Origin of the sequence: Azonexus hydrophilus DSM 23864, from assembly GCF_000429605.1 — a bacterium.
GTDB classification, from domain to species: Bacteria; Pseudomonadota; Gammaproteobacteria; order Burkholderiales; family Rhodocyclaceae; genus Azonexus; species Azonexus hydrophilus.
In genome coordinates, this window is the sequence record NZ_AUCE01000012.1 from 612712 (window position 1) to 636353 (window position 23642).

Sequence of the window (23642 nt, forward strand, 5' to 3'; positions counted from 1 at the left end):
ATGACCACCCTCCTGATCCGCAACGCCCGTCTGGTCAACGAAGGGCAAATTTTTGAATCCGACCTGCTGGTGCGCGATGGCCGTATCGACAAGATTGCGACTAGCATCGCGGCCAGCGCCGATGAGGAAATCGACGCCGCCGGGCAATGGCTGCTGCCCGGGATGATCGATGATCAGGTGCATTTCCGTGAGCCGGGGCTGACGCACAAGGGCTGTATCGCGACCGAATCGGCGGCGGCGGTGGCTGGCGGCATCACCAGCTTCATGGACATGCCGAATACCAAGCCGCCGACCCTGTCGATGGCGGCGCTGGCGGAAAAGAAAGCCATCGGGGCGCGGGATTCGCTGGCCAACTACGCCTTCCACTTTGGCGTCTCCAACGACAACATCGATGCCGTGGCCGCGCTTGATCCGCGCCAAGTGGCCGGCATCAAGGTCTTCATGGGCGCCTCCACCGGCAACATGCTGGTCGATGACCCGGCCGTGCTGGAGCGCCTGTTCGCCTGCGCGCCAACCATCCTGATCACCCATTGCGAGGACACACCGTCGATTACGGTCAACGAGGAGAAATGGCGCAAAAAATATGGCGACGCCGTGCCGTTCTCGGCCCATCCGCTGATTCGCGACGCCGACGCCTGCTACAAATCCTCCTCGCTGGCGGTCGAGCTGGCCAGGAAACACGGCACACAACTACATGTGCTGCACATTTCCACCGCCCGCGAACTGGCTCTCTTTGAAGACAAGCCGCTGGCCGACAAGCGTATCACCGCCGAAGTCTGCGTTCATCACCTGCTCTTTGACGAGCGGGACTATGCCATCCTCGGCAGTCATCTGAAGTGCAACCCGGCGGTCAAAACCGAGGCTGACCGCGATGCCCTGCGCGCCGCGCTCAACACTAACCGGCTGGATGTGATCGGTACCGATCACGCGCCGCACACGCTGGCAGAAAAGGCCGGCAACTACTTCCAGGCACCGTCCGGCCTGCCGCTCGTCCAGCACGCGCTGCCAGGCCTGATGGGGCTGGTGCACGACGGCGTCATCGACCTGCCGACGCTGGTTGCCAAGACCAGCCACCGCGTCGCCGACCTGTTTGCGATTGCCGAACGCGGCTATCTGCGCGAAGGCTACTGGGCCGATCTGGTGTTGATTGGCGGCCGCGATATCGATGCACCGGACGATCCCATCCTCAGCCGTTGCGGCTGGTCACCCTTTGTTGGCCGACGCTTTCGCAGCCGGGTTTCCACTACGGTTGTTTCGGGTCAGCTTGCCTGGCATGAAGGTCAATTACGGCCGAACTGCCGTGGGCAAGCACTTTCATTTTTGCGCGATTCTTCCGGTTGACCGTAGCATCAAGCCGCGTCAAGAAGGATGCGTTCCATCCTGAAGTTTCACCTGGCTGTGCTTAAAAAAACAGCTGGCTGGCGTCTGGCTGGCTTGCTGGAAGCGAGGGTGAGAAACTTAGTGTTCGATGTGATGGCTGGCGTGCTGGCACAAGCGGAAGGCGAGGTCGTCGCGCTCGCGGGCCAGGCGCTCGCACTCGCGGTGCGCGGCGCAGATGGTCTTGTCCAAGTGCCAGACGCGCTGGGCGGCGACGATCAATTGTTCGTTGGCTTCCCGCAGTTCCATCAGTTGCCGGCCCAGTTCGATGATGGCCTGGCCGGATTCGAGCTGGGCGATGCGCGCGCGTAGATTGCTGGATTGTGTTTCGAGCACCGCGATGCGATTGGCTTGTTCGATGCTGCGGGCAGCATTGAGCGTGATCATCCGCTTCTGGCTGCTGCGGGCTTTCTGCAAGGCGCGGCGCAGGGCGGCGTTTTCCCTTTCCAGGGCGCTCTGCGGCTCGGCAGGTTCCTTTTCGAGGATGGCGCGGTTTTCAAGCGGGGCAAGCATGGTGTAACTCCTGACGCTGACCCAGGCGTTGGCTGGCGCGTTCGCACAATTCACGGGTTTCATGATCAATGTCCTGATCGCACAGATGCTCAAGCAGTCGTGCCGCGTGCAGCGCGGATTGACGACACCCGGTCTCTTCGTGGATCAGGACCAGGCTGAGGGTGGCGGCCCAGATGTCGCTTTTCGGCATGGTTTTCTCCTCAGAAACTGGCGCCGGCCAGCATCAGCCAGAGCAGGGTGGCGGCGATACCGGTATGGATCAACAGGCTGTTCATGTGGCGCCTCGCGTGAGTGAGAATGGTTCTTAATATACGTGAATAGCGAATTTAGTCAAACAAGAATTGTTTCGTTTTGTGACAATGCTATATTTTCGGGTGGAGGGCGCCGGCGTGTGATCGGCGCCCTCCGGAGGAGCAGGCGGGGTCAGCGACCTGCTCCGGCTTGCTCGGTGGGGCTTACTTGGTCAGGATCAGCTTGCCCTGGCGGGTGATGCGCAGGCGGTACTCGCTGCCGCTGTGGCGGATGCAGATTTCGTTGCATTCGCCAAACAGGGCTTTGCTGGCGATGCACTGGACTGCGCAGCTTGCGGCCCGGGCGGCGGCTTGTTCGGGCTTGAGACGCAAGGTCGGGCGCGGACCGTTGGCATGCAGGAAAGGAATGCGCAGAGTCTGTTTGCTCGGTTCCATGATGGGCTCCTCGAGGGATTACATCCGGGTGGCGTAGTACTCGACCACACGCTGCAGGTCGAGTGGGAAGGGCGCCGCGTCGCCGTCGGGCAGGTGGGTCAGGCGGGCGCAGGTCGTCGCGTCATCGAAGGTGATCCATTGTGGGCGCTCCAGCGCCGGCTCTTCCAGCGTAGCCCTTACCAGATCGATCTTACGTCCGGCCTCGGTCGGGCCGAAGGCGTCGCCGATGCGCAGGCGGATCGAAGGAATGGTCACGCGCTTGCCGTTGAGCTGGAAATGACCGTGGCTGACCAGTTGGCGCGCGGCCGGAATGGTCGGCGCGAAACCCGCGCGGAAGACCATGTTGTCGAGCCGACGTTCGAGCAGTTCGACCAGCTTGTTGCCGGTAGCACCACGATCCTTCTTGGCATCGGCAACGGCGCGGCGCAGCTGGCGTTCGCTCAGGCCGTAGTTGTAGCGCAGCTTTTGTTTTTCCATCAGTTGCAGGCCGAATTCGGACTTGCGCGAGGTGACTTTGCGGGCGCCGTGCTGGCCGGGCGGCTGGTTGCGTTCCTGCATCGATTTGCGTGACAGCCCCGGCAGATCGACGCCGAGGGCGCGCAGGACTTTGAGGCGGGGGCCGGTATAACGGGACATGATTACTCTCTCTCGTACTGTGATTGATGTCAGTGGGTCTGGCAGCCGGGGTGGGCCAGCGGGTAGCAGTCGACCGGAACCGAAGCGGGGTGGCAGTGCACCGCCTCCCAGCCGCCGAGGACTTCCTGCAGCGTGCTCTTCAGGTAGGGATTGAGGTCGGCGCTGTCGGCCACGCTGCGCAGATGAGTGCGCAAGGCTTCGGTCTTGTGGAAGGTGGCGCCGCGCAGGGCTGACGAGGACAACAGGTGGATGACGGCAGCCAGCCTGAGTTCGAGGGGCATGTCGGCGTGTTCCATGAGGGGCGCTCCAGTCGGTTCGGGGAAACTGGCTGGCTGGCCGGAAACGCGGCTTGCTGGCTACTGAATGAGAATTATTGTTAATAATTCATTTGGCGTCAAGTGTCTTTTGGCAGGCTGTGCTAACATCCGCCCGTTGGTGCTCGCGCATGCCTCGGCAGGCGCGGTTAAACGGGAAGCTGGGAGATTGGCCGTCAGGCAGATCCAACCAGCGCTGCCCCCGCAACGGTAAGTGGATGGACGTCCGCGTCCAGCTTTCACCTTGCAGCCACTGGCGATGCAACGCATCCCGGGAAGGCGGTGAAGGCAAGATCCACCAGCCCGGATACCGGCCAACAGGGTGGTCCGCGCATGCGCCGGGCCGTAATGCCTGATGTCGACGGGGAGGTCGGCAGGGCGTCATTCCGGAACTTCTTCCCATGTCAAAAATCCCTACGCGTGTGGCGGCGTGCGCCCTGTTCACGGCGGCTGCCTGTTTTTCCCCGCTTGCTCTGGCTCACGGCAACCACACCCACGGTCACGGCAATGTCCAGGTCAGTGTTGACGGCACGGCGCTGACAGTGCGCCTCGATGTGCCGCTGGAAGCCTATCTCGGCTACGACTATCCGCCCCGCAACGAAAAACAGCAGCAGGTCTGGCAGGCCTTCGTCGAACGTGTCGCCGACCCGCTGCGCTTTGTCGAGCCGCCGGCCGAAGCCCAGTGCAAGCTGAGTGGCAGTCGCACCGAACCGGCGCTGGGCGAAGTCGATCCCAAGGTCGATATTGCCAACCTGGTGCACGAAATCCGCTTCGAATGCGCCCAGCCCGAAGCGCTCAAGTCGCTAAGCTTCAGTGCTTTCCGCGACCACCCGGGGCTCAAGCAGTTGCGGGTCCGCCTGGAGAGCGCTGGCGCGAAAAAGACCCAGACCATCCGTCCGCGTTTCCCGGCGCTGGTGTTCTGATGCTGGAGGCCGGCTTTACCCAACTCACCCAGTTGCTGCTGACGCCGATTCTCTGGCTGCTGGCGGCGGCGCTGGTCTACGCCCTGTGGATGAGCGGCGCCGTGCTGGTCGAAGCCTGGCAGCGGCGTTCGCCGGCCTTCCGCAGTCTGCCCGACGCACCGGAACTGGCGTTCGACGAGATCGAGCTGATCGTCCTGCGCCGGCTTGAGCCGCTCCGCTTGCTCAGTCGGGTGACGCCGATGCTCGGTCTGATCGCTACCATGATCCCGCTCGGCCCGGCCCTGCACGGCGTTGCCAGCGGCAACGGCAGCGCTGCGCTGGCGGTGTTCAGCGATGCCTTTGCCGGCGTCGTACTGGCGCTGACGGCGGCGGCCATCGGCCTGGTCCTGTATTCCCTGCGCCGTCGCTGGCTGCTCGGCGAACTGCTGGCCATCCGCAAGCGCCGGGAGGGCTTGGCGTGAGCCTCAAGCATTTCAACATCCTGGAAGAGGATGACGACGACCCGATGCTGTCGTCGATCAACCTGGTCGATGTCTTTCTCGTTCTGGTCGTCGCCCTGCTGGCGGCGGTCAACCTGTCGTCGGCTGGCGGTCCGGGGGCGCCGGTGGAACTGGCGATTCCGGAAAACGGCCAGGAAATCCGCTACCAGGGCACCGGCGACAGCGGCGAAGGAGAGGGCGTGCGGGCCGGCGTTGCCTACCGCTTGCGCGACGGCAGCATCATCTACGTTCCGGAAGACGGCCCGGCCGCCAAGCCATGATGCGCTGGCTGGGATGGCTGCTGCTCGCCTGCCTGGCGGGTGCCGCGCAGGCGCGCGAACTGTTGTGGGTGACCGCCGACATCACGCCCAAGGCCCGCACCGCCCTGGTCGAACGCCTGGCGCAGGCGAATGGCTGGCGTTTCCGCCATTTCGATACGCCGCTGACCCTGCCGGAGAGCGAACGTCCGGCGCAGCGCCAGCGTCTGCTGGCGGCTGCCGGCAGTGCCGACATGCTGTGGGTCGATGCGCCGCATGCGATGCCGCAGGCACTGCTGGCCGACTTGCTGCCGCCTGGGGCGGTCAAGGTGCCGGTGATCTGGATCGGCCCCGAGTCGGTTGCCGCGTCTGATCGGCTCGCTGATTACCTGCGCCACGGTGGCGAAGGCAACATCCGCGCCGCGCTGACCCTGGCCACCCGCCGTCTCGCCGGCATGAGCGAGGCGCAAGCTGCGGCTGACCTGCCGGCGCCGCGCCCCTGGCCGCGTCAGGGGCTCTACCATCCGGACGCACCGGACTTCCTGGCCGACGTCGACGCCCTGCAAGCCTGGCGCCGCGATCCGCGACCGGCAGTGGCGGTGCTCGTCCATCGCCATCATTTCGTCAATGGCGAAACGGCCTGGCTCGACGCCTGGCTGCGCCGCTTTGATGCCTACGGGCTGGCAGCCTATGCGGTCTTCGGTCAGCAACTCGATGCCGGTGGCCTGCGCCAGTTGCTGGTGGCGCGTGCGGACCGCCGCGACAGCGGCCCGGAAACGGCGCACCCGGCGGTACTGGTGCTGCACCAGCTGGTGTCGAAAGGCGCCGAGCTGCAGACCCTGCTGGCGCGCTGGCAAGTGCCGCTGCTGTCGGCCTTGCCCTATCGCCATGGCGATACCGCCGCCTGGCAGAACGATGCGACCGGCCTGCGTCTGGCCGACACGCCCTTTTACCTGTTCCAGCCGGAAGCGGCGGGCGCCATTGATCCGCTGATCGTCGCCGCCCATCCCGACGATAAGCGGCCGGTCGAACTGATCGAGCGCCAGGCCGATGCACTGATCGCCCGCGCCGCGCGGCAGGTTGCGCTGCAGCGCAAGCCGCCGGCGGAAAAGAAGCTGGCGCTGATGGTGTACAACTATCCGGCCGGCGGCAGCAATTTCGGCGCCTCCTTCCTCAACGTGCCGCGCAGCCTAGAAAACGTCACTGCCGCGCTGGTGCATGCCGGCTACCGCACGCAATCCTTGCCCGAAGCAGCCTGGGTGGCGAACCTGCAACCCTTGCTGAGTGCCTATTATCCCGACGCCGACCTGCGCGCCCTGCTTGCCGCTGACCAGGCCGAGGCCCTGCCACTGGCTACCTACCGTGCCTGGTGGAACAGCCTGCCGGCCAACACGCGACAGCGCATCGCCGGCCACTGGGGCGAGCCGGAGAAAAGCCGTTATCTGGTCGACTGGCAGGGCGAGAAGGTTTTCGTCATTCCCCGCTTGCGGCTCGGTAACGTCTCGGTGCTGCCGCAGCCGCCGCGCGAGGAAACCCTGCATCGCGGCCAGAATCCGTTTTCGCACAAGAGTGGCACGCCGCTGTCGCACCATTATCTGGCGGTCTACCTGTGGGCACGCCAGGGTGATGCGCTGATCCACTTCGGTACCCACGGCACTCAGGAATGGGCCGGCGGCAAGCCGCGCGGGCTCGACGTCCTCGATGACGCTTTGCTGCCGCTGGGCGACTTGCCGGTGATCTATCCCTACATCGTCGACAACCTCGGCGAGGCGCTGACCGCCAAGCGGCGCGGGCGTGCCGTGCTGCTCAGTCACCGCACGCCGGTGCTGGCGACCAGTGGCCTGGGCCCCGGCATGGCGCAACTGCACGAACTGATGCACGAGTGGGCGATTGCCGACGAAGGGCCGACCAAAATTGCGGTCGGCCAGCGCTTGACCGCGCTGATCGCCGAAAACCGCCTGCACCATGATCTCGGCTGGCCAATCGAACGGGTGCAGCGCGAACTCGATGCCTTCCTTGATGCCCTGCATCCCTGGCTCGACCAACTCGCCCACGGCAGCCAGCCGCGCGGGCTGGCAGTGTTTGGTGGCGTGCCTGAACCGGCCTTGCGCCGCCTGCAGATCCTGCAGGCGCTTCAGCGTCCCTTGCTCGATGCGCTGGGCGAGGACGTCGACGAAACCTTCCTGATGGATTACCGGCACATCGAGAGCTCGCGGCCGATGCGCTGGCTCGAGATTGCATTGAACGACGCCGAGGCCGCCAGTCGCCTCGATCTGCGCCGTGCCGGCGACGATACCGCCGTGCCCAACCGGGCCGGCGAACGGGCCATCGACCCCGAGGCCTTACGCGAACTCGCCGGTCGGGCGCAGGCGCTCGACCGTCTGCTCAGCGTCGAGAACGAGATGCCGGCCCTGCTCGACGCGCTGGCCGGGCGTTTCATCCCGGCCGCTTACGGTGGTGATCCGATCCGCAATCCGGATAGCCTGCCGACCGGGCGCAACCTGATCGGCCTCGATCCCAGCCGCCTGCCAACCCGTCAGGCCTACACCGTGGCGCAACTGCTTTTCGATCAGTGGCTGGCCGGCTGGCTGGACCGTCACGCCGGCGTCCATCCGCAACGTCTGGCCCTGTCGCTGTGGGCCGGCGAAACCCTGCGCCACCAGGGAGTGATGGAGGCGCAGGCGCTGGTCGCCCTGGGCGTAAGGCCCGTGTGGGACGACGCTGGTCGGCCGCGCGGCGTCGAAGTGATCCCCGCCGACGAACTCGGCCGACCGCGCGTCGATGTCCTGCTCAGTGTGACCGGTTCCTACCGCGACCAGTTTCCGGCCTTGATGGCGCTGGTCGATGCGGCGGTCGCTGCCGTCGCCACGGCCGAACCTGGCGGCAGTGTCGCCCGCCACAGTCGGGCGGTGGCCGATGAACTACGCCAGCGCGGCACGCCGCGTGCGCTTGCCGACCGCCTCGGCCAGGCGCGGGTATTCGGCAACGCCGTCGGCGACTACGGCACCGGTATCGCCGAAGCGGTGCTCGACGATCGACTGCAGGAAAAGGATGCACGCCTCGGTCAGATGTTTCTGCAACGCATGAGTCAGCCCTATGTCGACGGCCAGCCGGTCGCTGGGTTGGCGGCCGGCGTGGCCGCGCAGGCGCTCGCTGCGCAACTGCGGCGTACCGACGCGGCGCTGCTGTCGCGAACCTCCAATCTGTTCGGGATGATGACCTCGGACGACCCCTTCCAGTACCTCGGCGGCCTGGCCGCCGCGGCCCGCGCCGCCGGCCGCGACAAGCCGCTGGAACTGCACGTCAGCCAGTTGCAGCAGGCCGACGAACCCTACGCGCAGACGGCCGGGCAGAGCATTGCCCTGGAAATGCAGGCGCGTTATCTGCACCCCGGCTGGGTCGAGGCCCTGCAGAAGGAAGGCTACGCCGGCACCTTGCAGGTCCTCAAGGCCGCCCAGTTCGCCTGGGGCTGGGCCAGCGTCGTGGACGGCGCGGTCCGCGACGATCACTGGCAAGGGATGCACGACGTTTTCGTGCGTGACAAGCACGGGCTCGGCGTTCGGGAATGGCTGCGCAGCCATCCCCAGGCCTACGCGCAAACCCTGGAACGCCTGATTCAGGCCGTCCGCCACCAACACTGGAAAGCGGATGCCGCCACCCGTCAGGAACTGGCGACACTGTACCGCGAACTCACCGCCGAAGCCCCGCTGAGCAAGCCGTCGCAGGCGGTCGAAGCGTGGGTGAGGACCGCACTTCCTGAAAACCCGGTCACCGCCTTGCGCGGCGTCAGCCGCCTGCCGGCGGGCGTGACGCCTGTTGCAGTCAGCGAACTGACTGCCGCAACGGCGACGGCCGAGGTCGCCGACGGCTACCAACCCGTCCGCGGTGAGCGCCTGGTGGCACGGCCCGTACCGGATGTGCCGTCGCCGTCATGGTTGTTGGCGTTGTTACTTGTGCCGCTGATTGGTGGTGCCGTGGTTCAGCGTGCCAGATTCAATCGACAGGCTCGCCAGTGACGGCACTGGCTGCAGCTTCGCTACCTTCGGGAACATAGACCATCGAGCCGTCCTTCATCTTGTAGGCAACGCCGGCCTTCTCGCCGTCGCCGCCGCCGATTTCGCCGCTGGCCTTGTATTTCTCGATCTTCTCGCCCTTCTTGACCAGCACTTCCATGGTCGGTTTGCCGGCGTCGGTGATCACCGTCACGTCCTGCTTGTTGAACGGATTGATCAGCGGGTTCTGGGCGACGGTGATGAGCAGCGCGGCGATGATGACCAGGAAGATGTCGATCAGGTTGACCACCGACAGGATCGGGTCTTCGGTTTCCGGTTCGTGCAACAGCTTGAGGCTCATGCGTGGGCTCCGCGCAGCGCCTGGATTTCCAGGATTTCTTCGGCCAGCCAGCGGCGGCGGACGTTGACCACCCAATAGGTGATCGAGGCGGCGATCAGGGCCAGGATGACGGCGGCGAAGGCAATCGTCAGGTTGTGCGAAACCTCGGCCAGGTTGCCGTCGGACAGCGATTTGAGCGCCGGTCCCATGGGGATCATGGTGGCAACGAGGCCGAGCATGGGCGTGACCCGGCTGGCGATGCGCGGGTTCTCCAGCGCCTTGTGCGCGAGCAGGTCGAGCTGGTCGTCGGAAAGCGTCGGCTGGCTGCGGAAGTGGTTGAGAAGAAAGCGGCCATTCCCGCTACGGCGCCGCCAGGCGAGCACGGCGAATTCGCCGAGTACCCAGAAGGCGTAGAGGAAGAGGGCGGTGATCAGGGCCAGCGTCGGCAGCAGGAAGAGCTGCGAGATCTGGTACATGGTCAGTTCGACGAGTTGGGACATGGATACTCCTTGGGGTTGTGTTGAGGTTGTCTGGTTACCACTTGCCTTCGAGCGACAGCAGCAGCGTGCGCTGGCCGCGTTCGCTGCTCTCCAGCCGCCAGTCGTTCGCGCCGGCGGTGTAGCCGGCGAGGCGGCGGGTGTCGGCGCGCAGCAGGTTCTGGGCGTCGAGGCGCAGGTTCAGTTGTGGTGTCAGGCGGCGGCTCAGGTAGAGGTCGAGCAGGGTCTTCGGCCGCTGTTTGGCGTCGCTTTCACCGGGAATGTCGGTGCGCGTTGCGCCATGCCGCGTCAGGTGGAAGCCGGCGCTCATCTGCCAGGCGGGCAGGGCCTGGTCGACACCGAGCGTGAACTGGTAGCGGGGCAGGTCGCGGGCATCGCGGGTCAGGCCGAGGCGTTCGTCGTCCACGCGGGCTTTCGGTAGGGTCAGGTGGCTGCGGACGGCAGCGCCTTTCCAGCCGAGCGCGTCGGTTTTCAGCTTGGCATCGAGCTCCAGCCCCCAGTGACGGGCCTTGCCCTCGTTGTACGGACGCTCGACCCAGCGTGTGCCTTCGAGCTGGATGCGGCGTTCGATGAAATCCCGGGTCTGCCGCAGGTAGACGTTGGCGCCGACGATGCCGAGGTCGCCGGGCAGGCGTTTCTCCAGCGAGGCTTCCCAGTTGATGTTGCGCTCGGCTTTGAGCGCGCCGTTGCCGGCCCGGTCGGCTTCGAGCGGGCTGTTGGTGCCGGTGGCGCGCACGGTCAGGCCGGAAATCTCGTCGAGCTTGGGCGCTTTGATACCGGCGCCGATCGATGAGCGAAAGATCAGGTCAGAGGCAATTTCGTAGCGTCCGGCCAGTGACGGCGCGATCTGGCTGGCACTTTGCGAGTGGCCGTCGGCCTTGAGCGCGAAGTGTTCGCCGCGTAGACCGCTGGTCAGGGTCAGCTTGTCGCTGAGTGGTGCTTCATGCTGCAGCCAGGCTGTCCATTGCCGGGCGCTCGCTTCATGGTCGCTGCGCAGGGCGCCGACGCCGCTGATGCGTTGCCGCTCCTCGCGTCGGTGCCAGCTCTGTTCGAGGCCGGTGGATAGCAGTCCTTTGCCGACGCCCCGGTCGAGGCGGACGGCCGAGGAGAACTCGTTCTCGTCGCGACGGATCGATTCGTCGGCCTGTGTGATGACGCCGGCGGCGCTGCGCCACAGGCGCTGGGTGTCGGCGCGGCGCTGGCCGTCCATGATTGCGGCGCGGCCGGACAGCTTGCCGTCGGCCAGTTTGCGTTCGCCCTCGGCACGCAGGCGGAGCAGGGTCATCTCGCTATCCTCGCGGTCGCGCCTTCCGCCGTCGTCGGCCAGGCCGGTGCCGGCGACCGGGTCGGCATAGACCTGGCGGTCGACGTAGGTGCTGCGCTCGCCGCGGTTGTGATAGACGCTGGGCCACAGGGTCAGACTGCCGTTGTCGGCGCGCCAGGTCAGGCGCGGCGAGAGGACGAATTCATTGAGCGTGTAGGCGCCGCGCTCCTGTTCGATCTCCCAGTTCGTGCGCGTGCCGGCGGTGGCGGCCTGGCGGATGCTTTTACGTTCGGTCGGCAGGCCGTGGTGGTTGATCGAGATCGGCACGACCCAGGAGAACGCCTTGTCGCCACCGCCCAGGCTGGCGCTGAACTGGCCGTTGGCCTCGTCGCCGCGCATGCCGCCGGTCAGGCGCAGCGAGGTCGAGGCCTGACTCGGGCGCGCCTTCTTCATGATCAGGTTGACGGTGATCGCGGCGGCACCGCCGTGCTCGGCCGAAGCGCCGCGCAGGATCTCGATGCGCTCCAGTTCGCCGGCCGGCATCCGGCCAACCGTGGTCAGCGCGTAACGGGCGTTGGCGCTCGGGCGCTCGCCGTCGACCAGGAACTGCACTGCGTCGCGGCCCATGCCGCGGGCGTTGGCCGACGGGCCGCCGTCGCCACTGTGGCCACCGGCGTCGATGCCGGGCAGCTTGCGGATGACTTCGTTGACGGTCAGGCCGCCGAGGGCTTCGATTTCGCTGCGGCTGATGATGGTTTTCTGGGTCACCGCCGCCTGCTGTTCGTCGAGCGCGTCCTGCGTTGCGGTGACGGTGACTTCCGGTAGGCTGCGGGGTTCTTCGGCGCTGGCCGGCAGTGCGGCCAGGGCCAGGGCGATCAGGCTGAGGCGGGTTTTCATGGTGCCCTCCGCCAAGCCGAGAGGCCGCCGCCGAGACTGGTCAGAAGCAGCAGGCCGGCGCCGAACAGGGCGAGCGGCGGTGCTGGCGGTTCCTTGATCTCGACCTTTTTCAGCAGCATGCCCTGAATCGGCGGCGGGGCCACCGGTTCGGGCGGCGGCATCAGATCGGCGGCGCTTTGCGGGCGGGTCGGGCTGGGCGCGGCGGGCAGCATGGCGGCCAGGCCGAAACCGGGGGCGACGAATTTCTCGAAGGCGGCGTTGTCGCTCTTGACGTCAAAGCGGCGGGCCAGATCGTTGTAGCGCTCCTTGAGTTCGGCAACCGTTTTCGCGTCGGCCTGCCAGTAGCCGTGGCGGGCCATCTCCAGCATCTTCTCCATGGTCTGCGCCAGCGCGTGCGGGTTGTTCTTCTCGAACCAGTCCTTGAGGCCGAGCTGGTGCTTGTCGCGGACATAGACGTCGACGAATTCCTGCCACTGGTCGTCGCGGACGATTTCGCGGGCGACCGTGGTCCAGCCGGTGAAGTTGTTCATCGAGTCGAGCACCTGCAGGGTGCCGGAATAGCCTTCGGCCATCAGCCCCTTGATGTAGCCGGGGTGAAAATTGCGGGTGGCGAGTTCCTTGGCCAGGAATTTATCGGCGCCTTCGACCTTGCCAGCACCGCTGCCGCGCAGGTTGGCGATGTACAGTTCCGGCGCCTTGCCGTCGAGATAACGGACGGCGCTGCCGATGCCGCCGAGGTACTGGAAGGGGTCGTCGGTGGTGAGCATGCCGTAGAGGTTGGAGGTGCGCGACAGTACGGCGCCCTCGGTGCCCTTGAGGTGCTCGGCGTAGAGGTTGATGTCTTCGCCGCCGGTGGTGCCCTTGCTGCCCCAGGTCGATTCGTCGCTGCCGAAGGCGTACTGCATGTTGCGCAGGTAGAGCTGGGCCAGCTTGCGGTCGCCTTCGGCCTTGCTTTTCCAGGTGTCGGTGGCCAGCGCTGCGTCGTCGAGCCCGGTGCCGTAGTGGCCGGAGGCGTTGGAGAAGATGCGTGTTTCCGCCGCTCGTTGTGCGGCCGCTTCCGGCACGCCGCGCTGCCTGAGGCTGGCGGCGATGCGCTGGCTGTTGGCGTACACCGGGTTGTCGGCTTCGTTAGCGCGGGCGGCGAGTTCGGCTGCCTTGGCCAGTTGTTTCATCACATTCGGGAAGTGGTCGCGGTAGAGTCCAGTGGCCGAGAGCACGATGTCGACGCGGGCGCGCCCGAGCTGTTCGCGCGGGATCAGCTTGACGTCGATGACCCGGCCACCGGCGTCCCATACCGGCTCGACGCCCATCGCCGCCAGCGCCTGCGCTTCGAGCAGGCCCAGGTGGCGCATGGTTTCGACCGACCACAGCGTGAATGTCAGCTTCTTCGGGGCTTGCCCGGTCTTGGCGCGATGCGCGGCAATCAGCGCATCGGCGGCTTCCTTGCCAGCGGCCCAGGCCTGTTGGGTCGGTACCCGCGACGGGTCGAAGCCGTAGAGATTGCGCCCGGTCGGCAGTGCGTCCGGGTTCTTCATCGGGTCGCCGCCGTAGGAGGTCGGGCGATATTGCCCGGCCAGCGCCGACAGCAGACCGTCCATTTCGGCTGCGGCGCCGAGGTCGGCGTACCACTTGCGGCCCTGTTCGAGCTGGGCTTTCAATTTGGCGTCGGCGACCACCGGCCGGCCGTCGAGGAAATCGCGCAGCAGGCGGAAGGGCGGCGTTTCGGCCATTTTTTCGTAATCGCCGACGAAGGCTTCGTCGAGGTCTTCGTCGGGCACGCCGGCTGCCTTGGCAGCAGCTTCCCAGTAAGGTTTGCCGAGCATCAGCAGCACCGTGCCCAGGCGGAATTTCTCCGCCGGTGCCGTGCCCAACGTGTGCAGGCCGAGCGGCTGCGCGGTCTGGGCCAGTTCGTGCAGGTGGTCGTGCAGTTCGTTGACGAAGCTGCGGAAGTCGGCGGCAATCCGCTTGTCGTCCCAGCCCATGTCTTTGTCCATGCGTTCTTTTTTGACCTTTTTCATCAGGTCAGCGGCGATTTTTTCCTTCACCGAACCTTCGTCCTGCTGCTGCCAGGCGTGCAGCAGGTCGTGGATTTCGTTGAGCGAGGCGTGCAGCCCGGCTGGCGCGAACGGCGGTGTCTGGTGGGTGACGTTGACGGCGCGGCCACGGCGCTTGGTCTGCAGGGCCTCGCCGATGTTGTCGACGATGTAGGGGTAGATCACCGGCACGTCGCCAATAGCGGCCATCGGATAATCGCTCATCGACAGCCCGCGTTCCTTGCCGGGCAACCATTCCTGCGAGCCGTGCGTGCCGTAGTGCACGATGGCGTCGGCCTTGAAAGCTTCGCGCACCCATAGGTAATGCGCCATGTAATAGTGAGACGGTGCCGCCACCGACGAGTGGTAGAGTGCCTTTTCCTTGTCTTCCCAGCGTTCGCCGCGCGGCGCCTGAGGGCTGAGCAGGAGCTTGCCGATCCGGTAGCGCGGCATCACGAAGTAGGCCTCGCCACGGTCGTACACCACCATCGACGATTTTTCCGGCTTGCCCCAGCGCGCTTCCATGTCGGCGCGAGCTTGCGCCGACTGGCGCTCGAACCAGGCGCGGTAAGCCTTGACCGGCAGGCGTTCGGCCAGCCCGTCGCGGAGCAGGGCATCCAGCTGGCCGTCGCGGTAGAAGGGACTGAGCAGTCGCTGCAGGGTGTTGATCAACTGGATTTCTTCGTTCTCCTGGACGTCATAGCCGGCGCCTTTCATGACCTTGAGCATGGCTTCGAGGCTGCGCGGGACGTTGAGGTAGGAGGCGGAGAAGTTCTTTTCGCCGGGCGGGTAGTTCCAGAACAGCACGGCGACCTTTTTCTCGGCGTTGGGCAGGCGCTGCAGGCGGGTCAGCTTGATCGCCTTGGCCGCCAGCGCGGCGCTTTGTTCGGGGATCACCATGATCTCGCCATCGGCCTTGCGGGTCGTGAAGGCAACCACGGCGTCAAACATCCCGGCGTATTCGGCCTGGGCCAGGTAGAAGGGGACGTCCATCAGCGGAATGCCCTGCGGGTCGGCGCGCCATTCGGCCTCCTCGCCTTTACGGTAGGAAAGGGCCTGGATCACGGGAATGCCCAGTGCCTCGAATTCCTTGCGCTTGCCCTCGGGATTGAGCGTGATATGGCTGTTGATCAGCACGTCGGCAACCGGTTTGCCGTTCAGGCGCAGCATGTCATCGTGCGTTTCCATGACCGGCCCGTAATAGGCCAGCGGCAGTGCGCCGGCGGCCTCGATGCGGCGGATCATGTCGTCGATGAAGCCGGTCTGGCGGGCGCCAATGTGAATCTGAAAGAAGTTGATGGCCACCGTCGGCGGCCGTCTGGCCGGATCGACGCCCTTCCAGCGGAAGTAGTCGGCCGGCGTGGCGAAGATCTGCCCGGGGGCGTCCGGATGGTAAATGGCCGACTTGGGGAAAACGAAGGGCGGGGCGACGTTCTTGACCGTGGTGCCGCGCAGATGGGCGGCGAGCGTGGCGAGGAAGCCGTCAAAATTGGCCATGCCGCCGTTGGTGTAGTAGGCGTGCAGTTTCTCGGCCAGGGCCTTGCCCAGGCCGCTGGCTTGCGGGCCGTTGTCCTGCATCCAGATGTGCGGGGTTTTCAGTTGCGCCAGCGGCTTTTCCAGCCGGTGCTTGACCGCTTCCTGCATGTGGGCGCGCGCGGCGTCGAAGATCACGAAATCGTGGCCGGCGAAGATGTCGGCCTGGCGCTCGCTGGGAATTCGTTCGGCAAAGTGTGCCTCGATCTTCAGGCCATGCTTGTCAGCCAACTCGGCGATGGCCTTGAATTTGCCCGGCGGCACCGGGGAGGTGGCGATGAACAGGATGGATTGGGCGAAGGCGGCGCCTGAGAATAGCAGCAGGGCGGCGAGCAGGATTGTGCGGAGCTGGGTCATGTCTGGCCTGGCGATGAAACGTTGGGCCGGCGCCTGGACGGGCGCCGGCGGGCAGGGTTAGAAATCGGCCTGCAGCGAGAGGCGGAAGTTGCGACCTGGTTGCGAGTAGAAGTCGACGCCGAGCGGGTTTCTGGCGTCGGCCTGACGGATGTCGCTCCACAACCAGTATTTCTTGTCGAACAGGTTGTTGACCGTGGCCACGATGCGCGTGTCCTTGGTTGGCCGGTACCAGACAGAGATATCGGTTACGCTGTAACCGGCAGGTTGGAACCAGGCGCCGTCGGTGTCATCGGTGCGCTTCTTGCGCTGGGCGGCGCGCAATCGGGTTTCGCTGCCCCAGTTGCCGGTGTCGTAGCTGATGCCGGAAGACAGGCGCATCGGTTCGACACTGTTCAGCGGCTGCCCGGTTTGTTCGTTGGTGCCGTGTGCGTAGGCCAGGCCGGCATCGACTCGCCAGCCCGGTGCGAAGTCCCAGCTCCCCTTGAACTCCGCACCGTAAATCCGGACTTTGTTCAGGTTGACTGAACTGTAGGTGGAGATGCCGGGAATGCACAGTGGGTCGGCTGGACAGTTCAGGCGGATACTTTCGATGAAATTCTTGTAGCGGTTGTCGTAAACCGTAACTTGGCCTCGCATGTTTTCATGCTTGAAGCGTGCACCGAATTCCACGCCGATACTGGTTTCCGGTTTCAAGTCCGGGTTCGGGGTCGAACCGTATCCTTGAGTTGTATTACGGAAGGCACCATTCAACTCGCTATAGTTGGGTGCGCGGAAACCGGAAGCGATTTGTCCGAACAGCGTGGTTATTTCGTTGATTGCCCAGCGTGCGCCAAATTTTGGTGAAATGGCTTCGTGTGATTGTTGCACTGCTTGTCGTCCGATCGCTGTCAGGGCATGTTGAGCCAATGCATCGACTTCGGGTTTGATCTCTGTTCGGTCGTAACGCAGACCAGGAACGAGTGTCCAGCCACTGTTGGCTAGCGAAATTTCATCCTGGATGAAGACACCGATCGTATCGGTACGCCCGTCAGCGAAGTCGCGCAGTGGGTAGGTTTCTCCGGCCAGCGTCTTGGTGACCGTGCCGGCGGTTAGATTGCGAATGGTTGCGTCGCGCTTGGTCGAGACCTCCTGGCGGCTTAGATCGAGGCCGTAGGTCAACAGGTGGTCATGCATTCCAAGGCGAAGCGCAGACTCGAACTGGGCGCTCAGCCCCAAGCTGGTCTGGGAAAAATGGAAATCCTGCTCAATGTCGCAAGTGTTGGTGCCGGCTGTTACGCCGGAGCATCCTGCGGTGGTATTGCTACGAACCTGTTTGTTGTTGTTGTGAGTGTTTGATTCCTGATGATAGGTACGCAGGATCATACGATCGTAGAAGAGATTGCTCGGGCGATGTTCGTACTCGATGCTGGCGCGCAAGCGTTCAGAGCTGTCATCACCTCTCATCTGACTGACGCGTGAGAGTGATGAGGGAATTCTCAGGATGTCGGTTTTGCTGTCCTGTTCACGGCTTTCCACGGTTGCCGTGAGCTTGTGTCCGGCGAGGGGGCGCCAGATCAGTTTGGCGATGCCGCCTTGGTCATTTGTCGTGGTCGGGTTTGCCTTGCTGCGAGCCGGGCCGGTGATGTCGAGCTTGCCGAAGTTTTCCGTTTCCTCGCCTTTACCCTGGCTGATTCCGAGCAGCAGTTCAGCGGTTTCTCCTCTGAGAGCGCCGAGGATGGTGCCATTCAGGGTATCGCTGGCGCTTGACCAGGTGCCGCGCAGACGCAGGCCGGTTTTCTTGTCGCCCGGTGCGATATCGCTGGGGTCCAGGGTGACGAAGCCGACCACCCCGCCCAGCGCATCCGAACCATAGAGACTGGAGGCTGGGCCGCGAACGACTTCGGCCTGACGCAGGAAGTCGGGCATGACTCCGGGCGTGGCGTTCATCGTGAAGTTGGTGGCGCCGCCGCCGTTGTAGTAATCGGGCTGGCGATAGCCGTCAACCAGCTGAATGACGCGATTGTCCTCGATGCCGCGGATGTTGACGCGGGTTGCCCCGAAACGGCGGAGATCGCGCGCCATCGCGACATCGGGTTCGTCGCGGAAGAGGTCTGCGTCATCGGCCGGCAGACGACGATCCATCTGCTCCCGGCTGACTTTGCTTACCGTGACGGTGGCCTCATCAACGCTGGCCTCGCGCCGGTTGGCGGAGACGATGGTTTCGTCGAGAGCGGTTTCGGCAAAGGCAGTCGTTGCCGAGAAGGCGCACAGAAGTGCACAAGGAATGGCGCGTAAGCCGAGCCACTGGATGCGGTGCATGGAAACCTCCAAACATGATTGATTACACGTCTGGCTGGCTACCGGGCGATGCGCCCGAAGTGGGCTGGCTGGGTGGCTGGCTGCTACAAATAAGAATCGTTATTGTTTCATGGATTCTCGAAGCGGTAAAGAAAAAGGCCAGGGTTTTGCCCTGGCCTGATCGGTTGTTGGTGAGGATCAGCGATCCGCGAACGGCTTTTTCTTGAACTTCCGCTCGCCGTCGAACTTGCGTTCGCCGCCGAAGCTGCCGCTCGGACGGCCTTCGTCCTGGCGCAGGTTGATCGGCACGCCGCGGATGCGGGTGCGCTTCAGCGCGTTGGCGGCTTCGGCGGGCATGCCGGCCGGCAGTTCGACCGTGCTTGATTCCTCGTAGAGGCCGATGCGGCCGATGAAGCGGCTTTCGATGCCGGCTTCGTTGGCGATGGCGCCGACGATATCGCGGACTTCGACGCCGTGCTCACGGCCCACGTCGATGCGGTAGCGCACCATGTCGCCGGCCGGTGCCGGACGCGCCGGGCGGTCTTCGCGGCGCGGGCGTTCCGGACGGTCCTCGAAACGCGGACGCTCGCTGCGTTCGCCACGATCCTCGAAGCGCGGCTTGCGCTCGCGGTCACCGAAGCTGGCTGGGCGATGTTCGCTACGCTCTTCGCGGAACGGACGCGGCTGCGGATCTTCGCCGGCGACCTCGAGCGGTTTGCCTTCCTGAGCCATCTTGGCCAGGGCGGCGGCGACTTCCTCGGCGCTGACATCCTTTTCCTCACACAGTTGCGAGACGATGTTGGCGAAGAAATCGAGGCCTTCGGCATCGAGGACTTCGGCGACCTTGGTCTTGAAGTCGGCAACGCGCTTGTTGGTCACGTCGGCACGGCTGGGCAGGGTCAGCGGCGCGATCGGCTGGCGGGTGGCGCGCTCGATGGTGCGCAGCATGCGGATTTCGCGCGGGGCGACGAAGAGGATGGCGTTGCCGTTGCGACCGGCGCGGCCAGTGCGGCCGATACGGTGCACGTAGGCTTCGGTGTCGTACGGAATATCATAGTTGATGACGTGGCTGACCCGCGGCACGTCAATGCCGCGCGCGGCAACGTCGGTGGCGATGACGATGTCGAGGGCGCCGGACTTCAGTTGTTCGATAACGCGTTCGCGCATCTGCTGGTTGAGGTCGCCGTTCAGCGCAGCGGCAGCGTAACCGCGGGCGTTGAGCTTGTCGGCGAGTTCGACGGTGGCGGTCTTGGTGCGCACGAAGATGATGGCGGCGTCGAAGTCTTCTTCAACTTCGAGGATGCGGGTCAGCGCGTCGAGCTTGTGCAGGCCGGAAACCTGCCAGTACACCTGGCGGATGGCGGCGACCGTGGCGGTGGCCGACTTGATCTTGATTTCTTTGGGATCGACCAGGTATTTCTGGGCGACGCGGCGAATCTGTTCCGGCATGGTGGCCGAGAACAGCGCGGTCTGGTGTTGTTCCGGCGTACGCTCAAGAATCCACTCGACGTCGTCGATGAAGCCCATGCGCAGCATTTCGTCGGCTTCGTCGAGGACCAGCGTCTTCAGGTGGTCGAGGTTGAGCGTCTTGCGCTCCAGGTGGTCCATGACCCGGCCCGGTGTGCCGACGATGACGTGGGCGCCGCGCGACAGTTGCTTGAGCTGGATGGTGTAGCTCTGGCCACCGTAGATCGGCAGCACATGGAAGCCGGGCAGGTTCTTGGCGTAGCTCTGCAGCGCTTCGGCAACCTGGATCGCCAGTTCGCGCGTCGGTGTCAGGATCAGTGCCTGCGGCTTGGCGACCTTGATGTCGATGGTTTCCATCAGCGGCAGCGCGAAAGCGGCGGTCTTGCCGGTGCCGGTCTGCGCCATGCCGATCATGTCGCGGCCGTCGAGCAGGACGGGAATGCACTGGGCCTGGATGGGGGAGGGGGTTTCGTAACCGATTTCGCTCAGGGTCTTGAGCAGGGATTCGCTCAAGCCGAGTTCGGCAAAGCTGTCGACGGTAGACGTCATGATGCTGTTCCTTTCCGCGCTGCCGGTTCGCGACGGGCAGCGGTATTCGCCCGTATCGCGGGCGGCCTGGGTGACCCCGACGCAGCCATGCCGGGGAATAAATCAATGGGGTGAATCCTGCACAAGAACTGAAAAACCGGGGGCTGCTCGGAGTTACTGCGGGCGATGCATCAACGCATTGAACTGATTATTCTACATTTTTTCGTTCGTTGACGCCAGCCCGCGCGGCCGGAGACGGCATCCGGCTCAGGGTTTTACGGGGCGGGGTTGGTGTAGCGCAGATGAATCGCGTCGATGGCTTCAAGCAACTCGGCATGCATCGGCGTCAGGGTGGACGGCAGGGTTTCCTTGAGCTGGTTCAGCGAGGAGGCGCCAATGATGGTGCTGGCGACGAACCAGCGCGAGCGGACGAAGGCCAGCGCCAGTTGGGTTGGCGTCAGGGCATGGCTGCGCGCCAGGTCGACGTAGGCCTGGACGGCGGCGCTGACGTTGGGCTTGGCGTAGCGTTGGCCGAAGAAGGGCCATTGCGTCAGGCGACCGGGGGCCGCCGGATCGGCCAGGTATTTGCCGCTGAGATGACCGAAGGCCAGCGGCGAGTAGGCGAGGAGTCCGACCTCCTCGCGGTGGCAGGTTTCGGCCATGCCATATTCGTATACCCGGTTGAGCAGGTTGTAGCTGTTCTGGGTCGAGACGATGCGCGGCAGGCCAAGCTCGTCGGCCAGGCGGGTGAACTGGCAGATGCCCCAGGGGTGTTCGTTCGATACCGCAACATGGCGGACCTTGCCCTCGCGGACCAGTTCGCCCAGGGTTTCCAGTTGTTCGCGGATGCTCGTGCATTCGCGTTCCTTGGCCGGGTCGTACTGCCACTGGCCGAACATCGGCTGGTTACGCTCCGGCCAGTGCAGCTGATAGATATCGATGTAGTCGGTCTGCAGGCGCTGCAACGAAGCTTCGATGGCGGCGCGGAGGTTGGCGCGGTCCATGCTCAGCGGGCCGCCGCGTATCCATTCCAGGCTGCGTGCCGGGCCGGCCACCTTGGTGGCCACGATGATCTTGTCGCGCGCTTGCCGCTTCAGCCAGCGGCCGACGATGGCTTCCGATGCGCCGGCGGTTTCGGCGCGGGTTGGCACGGCATACATTTCAGCCGTGTCGATGAAATTGATGCCGTGTTCCAGCGCGTAATCGAGTTGGCCGTGGGCGTCGGCTTCATCGGTCTGCTCGCCGAAGGTCATCGTGCCGAGGCAGACTTCGGGAATGCTCAGTTCGCTGCGGCCCAGGCGCTTGTTTTTGAACAGGCTCATAATTGGTCTCCGGAAATGGGGGAAAGCTCAGGGTTGTTGGCAGAGGACGCCGTAGATCAGCACGTGGCGTTCGAGTACCGGATCAAAGCTGGCGGGAACGATGGCCAGTCGGTGCTCGTCAGCACGCTGACAATGGGCCCGGGTCCACGCGGCGGCAGCGGCGTGCGCCGATGCGAAATCGGGGAACAGGGCGTCCAGCGCGTTGGCGCGCACCGGCAGGAACTTGCCGCAATGCCGGTCGAGCAGGGTGTCGGTGTCCAGCATCTGGACTGCATAACCCTGTGCCGGGCGGCGCAAGGGTAAAGCGTGCACATCGTAGGGGTCGCCAAAGGCGTCGTCGGGAAAATCCACAGTAAACAAGCAGTGTCAGGCGGGAATGTCGGGAATGAGCATCTGTTCGAGGAGCAGGATACGGTCCTTCAAGGCCAGCTTCCGTTTTTTCAGGCGGCGGATCAGCAATTCGTCCGGCGGCGGGTTCTCGATGAGGTGCAGGATGACCTGATCGAGATCGCGATGTTCCAGTTGCAGTTCATTCAACTGCATGCGGATGTCGCTGATTTCCGTCTCGGTCAACGGACGAAGGGCCATGGCATTGCTCCTGACAGCATTTATGGTTTTGCTTAGAATAACCGAACCAATATAAAGGAGGAGAACATGATGCACCACGTAATCGTTTCGTTCGGCAAGGACACCGAGTTCGAATACAAGCTCGCCGGCGGTGGCGCTGCTGACGAAGCACGTCAATGGTTTGACCGTGAATTCGTCGCCCTGGAATGCGATGTGGCGACCCCGACGGGCAAGGTCCTGGCCGTCGACCGGATTCTCAGTGTCGCCAAGTATGCCGGCGAAAACCGCTTCCGCGACCAGCCGTCCTGGGCCGAACAATTTGCCCGCAACACCGCAGCCATTCTTGGCCGGGAGCTCATCCGCGTTGATGTCGAGCAATACAGCATCGGTTATTGATGAACAAGGCGTTTGTCCGGGAAAGCGACGGCGAGGATGACGAGGATCTGCAACCAGCCTTGCGCATCCCGCCCGGTTCCCGCAATTACATTACTCCGGCCGGGCATGCCCGGCTGAAGGATGAGCTTGAGCATCTGGTCAAGCGCGAGCGTCCGCATGTCGTCGAAATTGTCGCCTGGGCGGCATCCAATGGCGACCGCTCGGAAAACGGTGACTATATATATGGCAAGCGTCGGCTCCGCGAAATCGACCGGCGCATCCGTTTCCTGAGCAAACGCCTGGATATTGCCGAAGTGGTCGATCCGTTGCGTCAGGGCGACAACGATCAGGTCTTCTTCGGGGCCACCGTAACCATCGGTGATGCCGACGGTAGTGAAAACACCTATCAGATTGTCGGGATCGACGAGGCCGACGCCTCATCCGGACGCATCAGCTGGATATCGCCGCTGGCCCGTGCGCTGATCAAGTCCCGCGAAGGCGACAGCATCCGTTTCCAGAGCCCGGTTGGCGTGCGCGAAATCGACATCCTAGAAGTGCGCTATGAAACAATCCCCTGAAATTTTCAAAAAGGTGTTGACGCATTTTTTGGTGTGTGTAGAATGCGCACCTTCCTTGCGGTGCCGGGGTTTCCGGCGGTGTGAGGCAGGCGGTGAGGTGAAAGAAATTTTGCTGAAGTGCTTGACGGAGGTGAGGAAGTGTTACATAATCTCGCTTCTCTGCTGCAGACGAATTGATGTGTTGATTTGGCGCGGCGATGCTCTTTAAAAGTTTGGACAACCGATAGGTGTGGGTGTCTTGATGCAGTGGTTTCGGCCACGAAATGTATTAAGGCAAACGCACTAAATAAGATGGAGAGATCCATCGAGGTAGAGAAATCTACCGTCAGTGAATTTGCGAGTTTGTTGGATTGAACTGAAGAGTTTGATCCTGGCTCAGATTGAACGCTGGCGGCATGCCTTACACATGCAAGTCGAACGGCAGCACGGA

At 64.1% G+C, this 23642-nt stretch carries 22 protein-coding genes, 1 rRNA gene and 1 riboswitch; of the genes, 9 read left to right on the forward strand and 14 right to left on the reverse strand.

The window, feature by feature from the left end; translation table 11 throughout:
* A complete protein-coding gene (locus G471_RS0107120; protein WP_028994742.1) occupies positions 1–1341 on the forward strand; it encodes a dihydroorotase in 1341 nt (446 codons plus the stop codon).
* A gap of 117 nt (positions 1342–1458) precedes the next feature.
* Here G471_RS0107120 and G471_RS0107125 read toward each other — a convergent pair whose 3' ends face one another.
* From G471_RS0107125 to G471_RS0107145, 5 genes are all read right to left on the reverse strand, one after another.
* Positions 1459–1890, reverse strand: coding sequence for a hypothetical protein (locus tag G471_RS0107125; RefSeq protein WP_028994743.1), 432 nt, complete (start codon positions 1888–1890; stop codon positions 1459–1461).
* Positions 1874–2080, reverse strand: a complete 207-nt coding sequence (locus G471_RS0107130; RefSeq protein WP_028994744.1) for a hypothetical protein — start codon at positions 2078–2080, stop codon at positions 1874–1876. The genes G471_RS0107125 and G471_RS0107130 overlap by 17 nt, the downstream gene beginning before the upstream one ends.
* A 265-nt stretch (positions 2081–2345) precedes the next feature.
* On the reverse strand, positions 2346–2576 hold the full coding sequence (gene hemP, locus G471_RS16965) for a hemin uptake protein HemP (RefSeq protein WP_043420982.1): 231 nt from the start codon (positions 2574–2576) through the stop codon (positions 2346–2348).
* Between the two features lie 18 nt (positions 2577–2594).
* Positions 2595–3212 carry a 30S ribosomal protein S4 gene (rpsD, locus tag G471_RS0107140; protein ID WP_028994745.1) on the reverse strand — a complete coding sequence of 206 codons (618 nt, stop codon included), beginning with the start codon at positions 3210–3212 and terminating at the stop codon, positions 2595–2597.
* A 29-nt stretch (positions 3213–3241) separates the two neighbouring features.
* Positions 3242–3508 (reverse strand): hypothetical protein, encoded by a 267-nt coding sequence (locus tag G471_RS0107145; RefSeq protein ID WP_245580518.1) that lies wholly within the window; start codon positions 3506–3508, stop codon positions 3242–3244.
* A gap of 120 nt (positions 3509–3628) precedes the next feature.
* A riboswitch (cobalamin riboswitch) is annotated at positions 3629–3859 on the forward strand.
* A 68-nt stretch (positions 3860–3927) separates the two neighbouring features.
* Here G471_RS0107145 and G471_RS18675 point away from each other — a divergent pair.
* Genes G471_RS18675 through cobN (G471_RS16970) form a run of 4 tightly spaced genes read left to right on the forward strand, consistent with a single transcriptional unit; the run spans position 3928 to position 9201 of the window.
* Positions 3928–4449 carry a ZrgA family zinc uptake protein gene (locus G471_RS18675; protein WP_081700152.1) on the forward strand — a complete coding sequence of 174 codons (522 nt, stop codon included), beginning with the start codon at positions 3928–3930 and terminating at the stop codon, positions 4447–4449.
* The gene (locus tag G471_RS0107155; RefSeq protein WP_245580519.1) at positions 4449–4910 is read left to right on the forward strand and encodes a hypothetical protein; all 462 of its coding nucleotides are present in this window, start codon (positions 4449–4451) and stop codon (positions 4908–4910) included. The genes G471_RS18675 and G471_RS0107155 overlap by 1 nt, the downstream gene beginning before the upstream one ends.
* Positions 4907–5209 (forward strand): DUF2149 domain-containing protein, encoded by a 303-nt coding sequence (locus G471_RS0107160; RefSeq protein WP_028994749.1) that lies wholly within the window; start codon positions 4907–4909, stop codon positions 5207–5209. The genes G471_RS0107155 and G471_RS0107160 overlap by 4 nt, the downstream gene beginning before the upstream one ends.
* Positions 5206–9201 (forward strand): cobaltochelatase subunit CobN, encoded by a 3996-nt coding sequence (cobN, locus tag G471_RS16970; protein ID WP_043420984.1) that lies wholly within the window; start codon positions 5206–5208, stop codon positions 9199–9201. Before G471_RS0107160 ends, cobN (G471_RS16970) begins: the two co-directional genes overlap by 4 nt.
* Here cobN (G471_RS16970) and G471_RS16975 read toward each other — a convergent pair.
* From G471_RS16975 to G471_RS0107190, 5 genes are read right to left on the reverse strand one after another with little or no spacing between them, the layout of a single operon-like run.
* On the reverse strand, positions 9179–9538 hold the full coding sequence (locus G471_RS16975; RefSeq protein ID WP_051295330.1) for a DUF2149 domain-containing protein: 360 nt from the start codon (positions 9536–9538) through the stop codon (positions 9179–9181). The genes cobN (G471_RS16970) and G471_RS16975 overlap by 23 nt on opposite strands.
* Entirely contained in the window at positions 9535–10017 is a 483-nt protein-coding gene (locus G471_RS0107175) for a MotA/TolQ/ExbB proton channel family protein (protein WP_028994750.1), read from the reverse strand. Before G471_RS0107175 ends, G471_RS16975 begins: the two co-directional genes overlap by 4 nt.
* 34 nt (positions 10018–10051) lie before the next feature.
* Positions 10052–12175, reverse strand: coding sequence for a TonB-dependent receptor plug domain-containing protein (locus tag G471_RS0107180; RefSeq protein ID WP_028994751.1), 2124 nt, complete (start codon positions 12173–12175; stop codon positions 10052–10054).
* Positions 12172–16098: a cobaltochelatase subunit CobN gene (cobN, locus tag G471_RS0107185; protein ID WP_028994752.1), complete on the reverse strand. Its 3927-nt coding sequence runs from the start codon at positions 16096–16098 to the stop codon at positions 12172–12174. The genes G471_RS0107180 and cobN (G471_RS0107185) overlap by 4 nt, the downstream gene beginning before the upstream one ends.
* A gap of 57 nt (positions 16099–16155) precedes the next feature.
* On the reverse strand, positions 16156–18396 hold the full coding sequence (locus tag G471_RS0107190; protein ID WP_028994753.1) for a TonB-dependent hemoglobin/transferrin/lactoferrin family receptor: 2241 nt from the start codon (positions 18394–18396) through the stop codon (positions 16156–16158).
* 14 nt (positions 18397–18410) lie between these two features.
* Here G471_RS0107190 and G471_RS19045 point away from each other — a divergent pair, with 14 nt between their 5' ends.
* A complete protein-coding gene (locus tag G471_RS19045) occupies positions 18411–18602 on the forward strand; it encodes a hypothetical protein (RefSeq protein WP_157272462.1) in 192 nt (63 codons plus the stop codon).
* Here the strand turns inward: G471_RS19045 and G471_RS16980 are convergent.
* From G471_RS16980 to G471_RS0107210, 4 genes are all read right to left on the reverse strand, one after another.
* Positions 18574–20391: a DEAD/DEAH box helicase gene (locus tag G471_RS16980; RefSeq protein WP_051295332.1), complete on the reverse strand. Its 1818-nt coding sequence runs from the start codon at positions 20389–20391 to the stop codon at positions 18574–18576. The genes G471_RS19045 and G471_RS16980 overlap by 29 nt on opposite strands.
* A gap of 254 nt (positions 20392–20645) precedes the next feature.
* On the reverse strand, positions 20646–21692 hold the full coding sequence (locus G471_RS0107200) for an aldo/keto reductase (RefSeq protein ID WP_028994754.1): 1047 nt from the start codon (positions 21690–21692) through the stop codon (positions 20646–20648).
* A gap of 27 nt (positions 21693–21719) precedes the next feature.
* Complete coding sequence (locus tag G471_RS0107205) at positions 21720–22043, reverse strand: hypothetical protein (RefSeq protein ID WP_028994755.1); 324 nt, start codon at positions 22041–22043, stop codon at positions 21720–21722.
* Positions 22044–22058: 15 nt separating this feature from the next.
* Positions 22059–22280 (reverse strand): YdcH family protein, encoded by a 222-nt coding sequence (locus tag G471_RS0107210; protein ID WP_081700142.1) that lies wholly within the window; start codon positions 22278–22280, stop codon positions 22059–22061.
* 66 nt (positions 22281–22346) lie between these two features.
* Between G471_RS0107210 and G471_RS0107215 the strand changes: the two genes are divergently transcribed.
* From G471_RS0107215 to G471_RS0107225, 3 genes are all read left to right on the forward strand, one after another.
* A complete protein-coding gene (locus G471_RS0107215; protein ID WP_028994757.1) occupies positions 22347–22655 on the forward strand; it encodes a hypothetical protein in 309 nt (102 codons plus the stop codon).
* The gene (gene greB / locus G471_RS0107220) at positions 22655–23212 is read left to right on the forward strand and encodes a transcription elongation factor GreB (RefSeq protein ID WP_028994758.1); all 558 of its coding nucleotides are present in this window, start codon (positions 22655–22657) and stop codon (positions 23210–23212) included. Before G471_RS0107215 ends, greB begins: the two co-directional genes overlap by 1 nt.
* A gap of 352 nt (positions 23213–23564) precedes the next feature.
* Positions 23565–23642 (forward strand): 16S ribosomal RNA (locus G471_RS0107225); the annotation flags it as partial.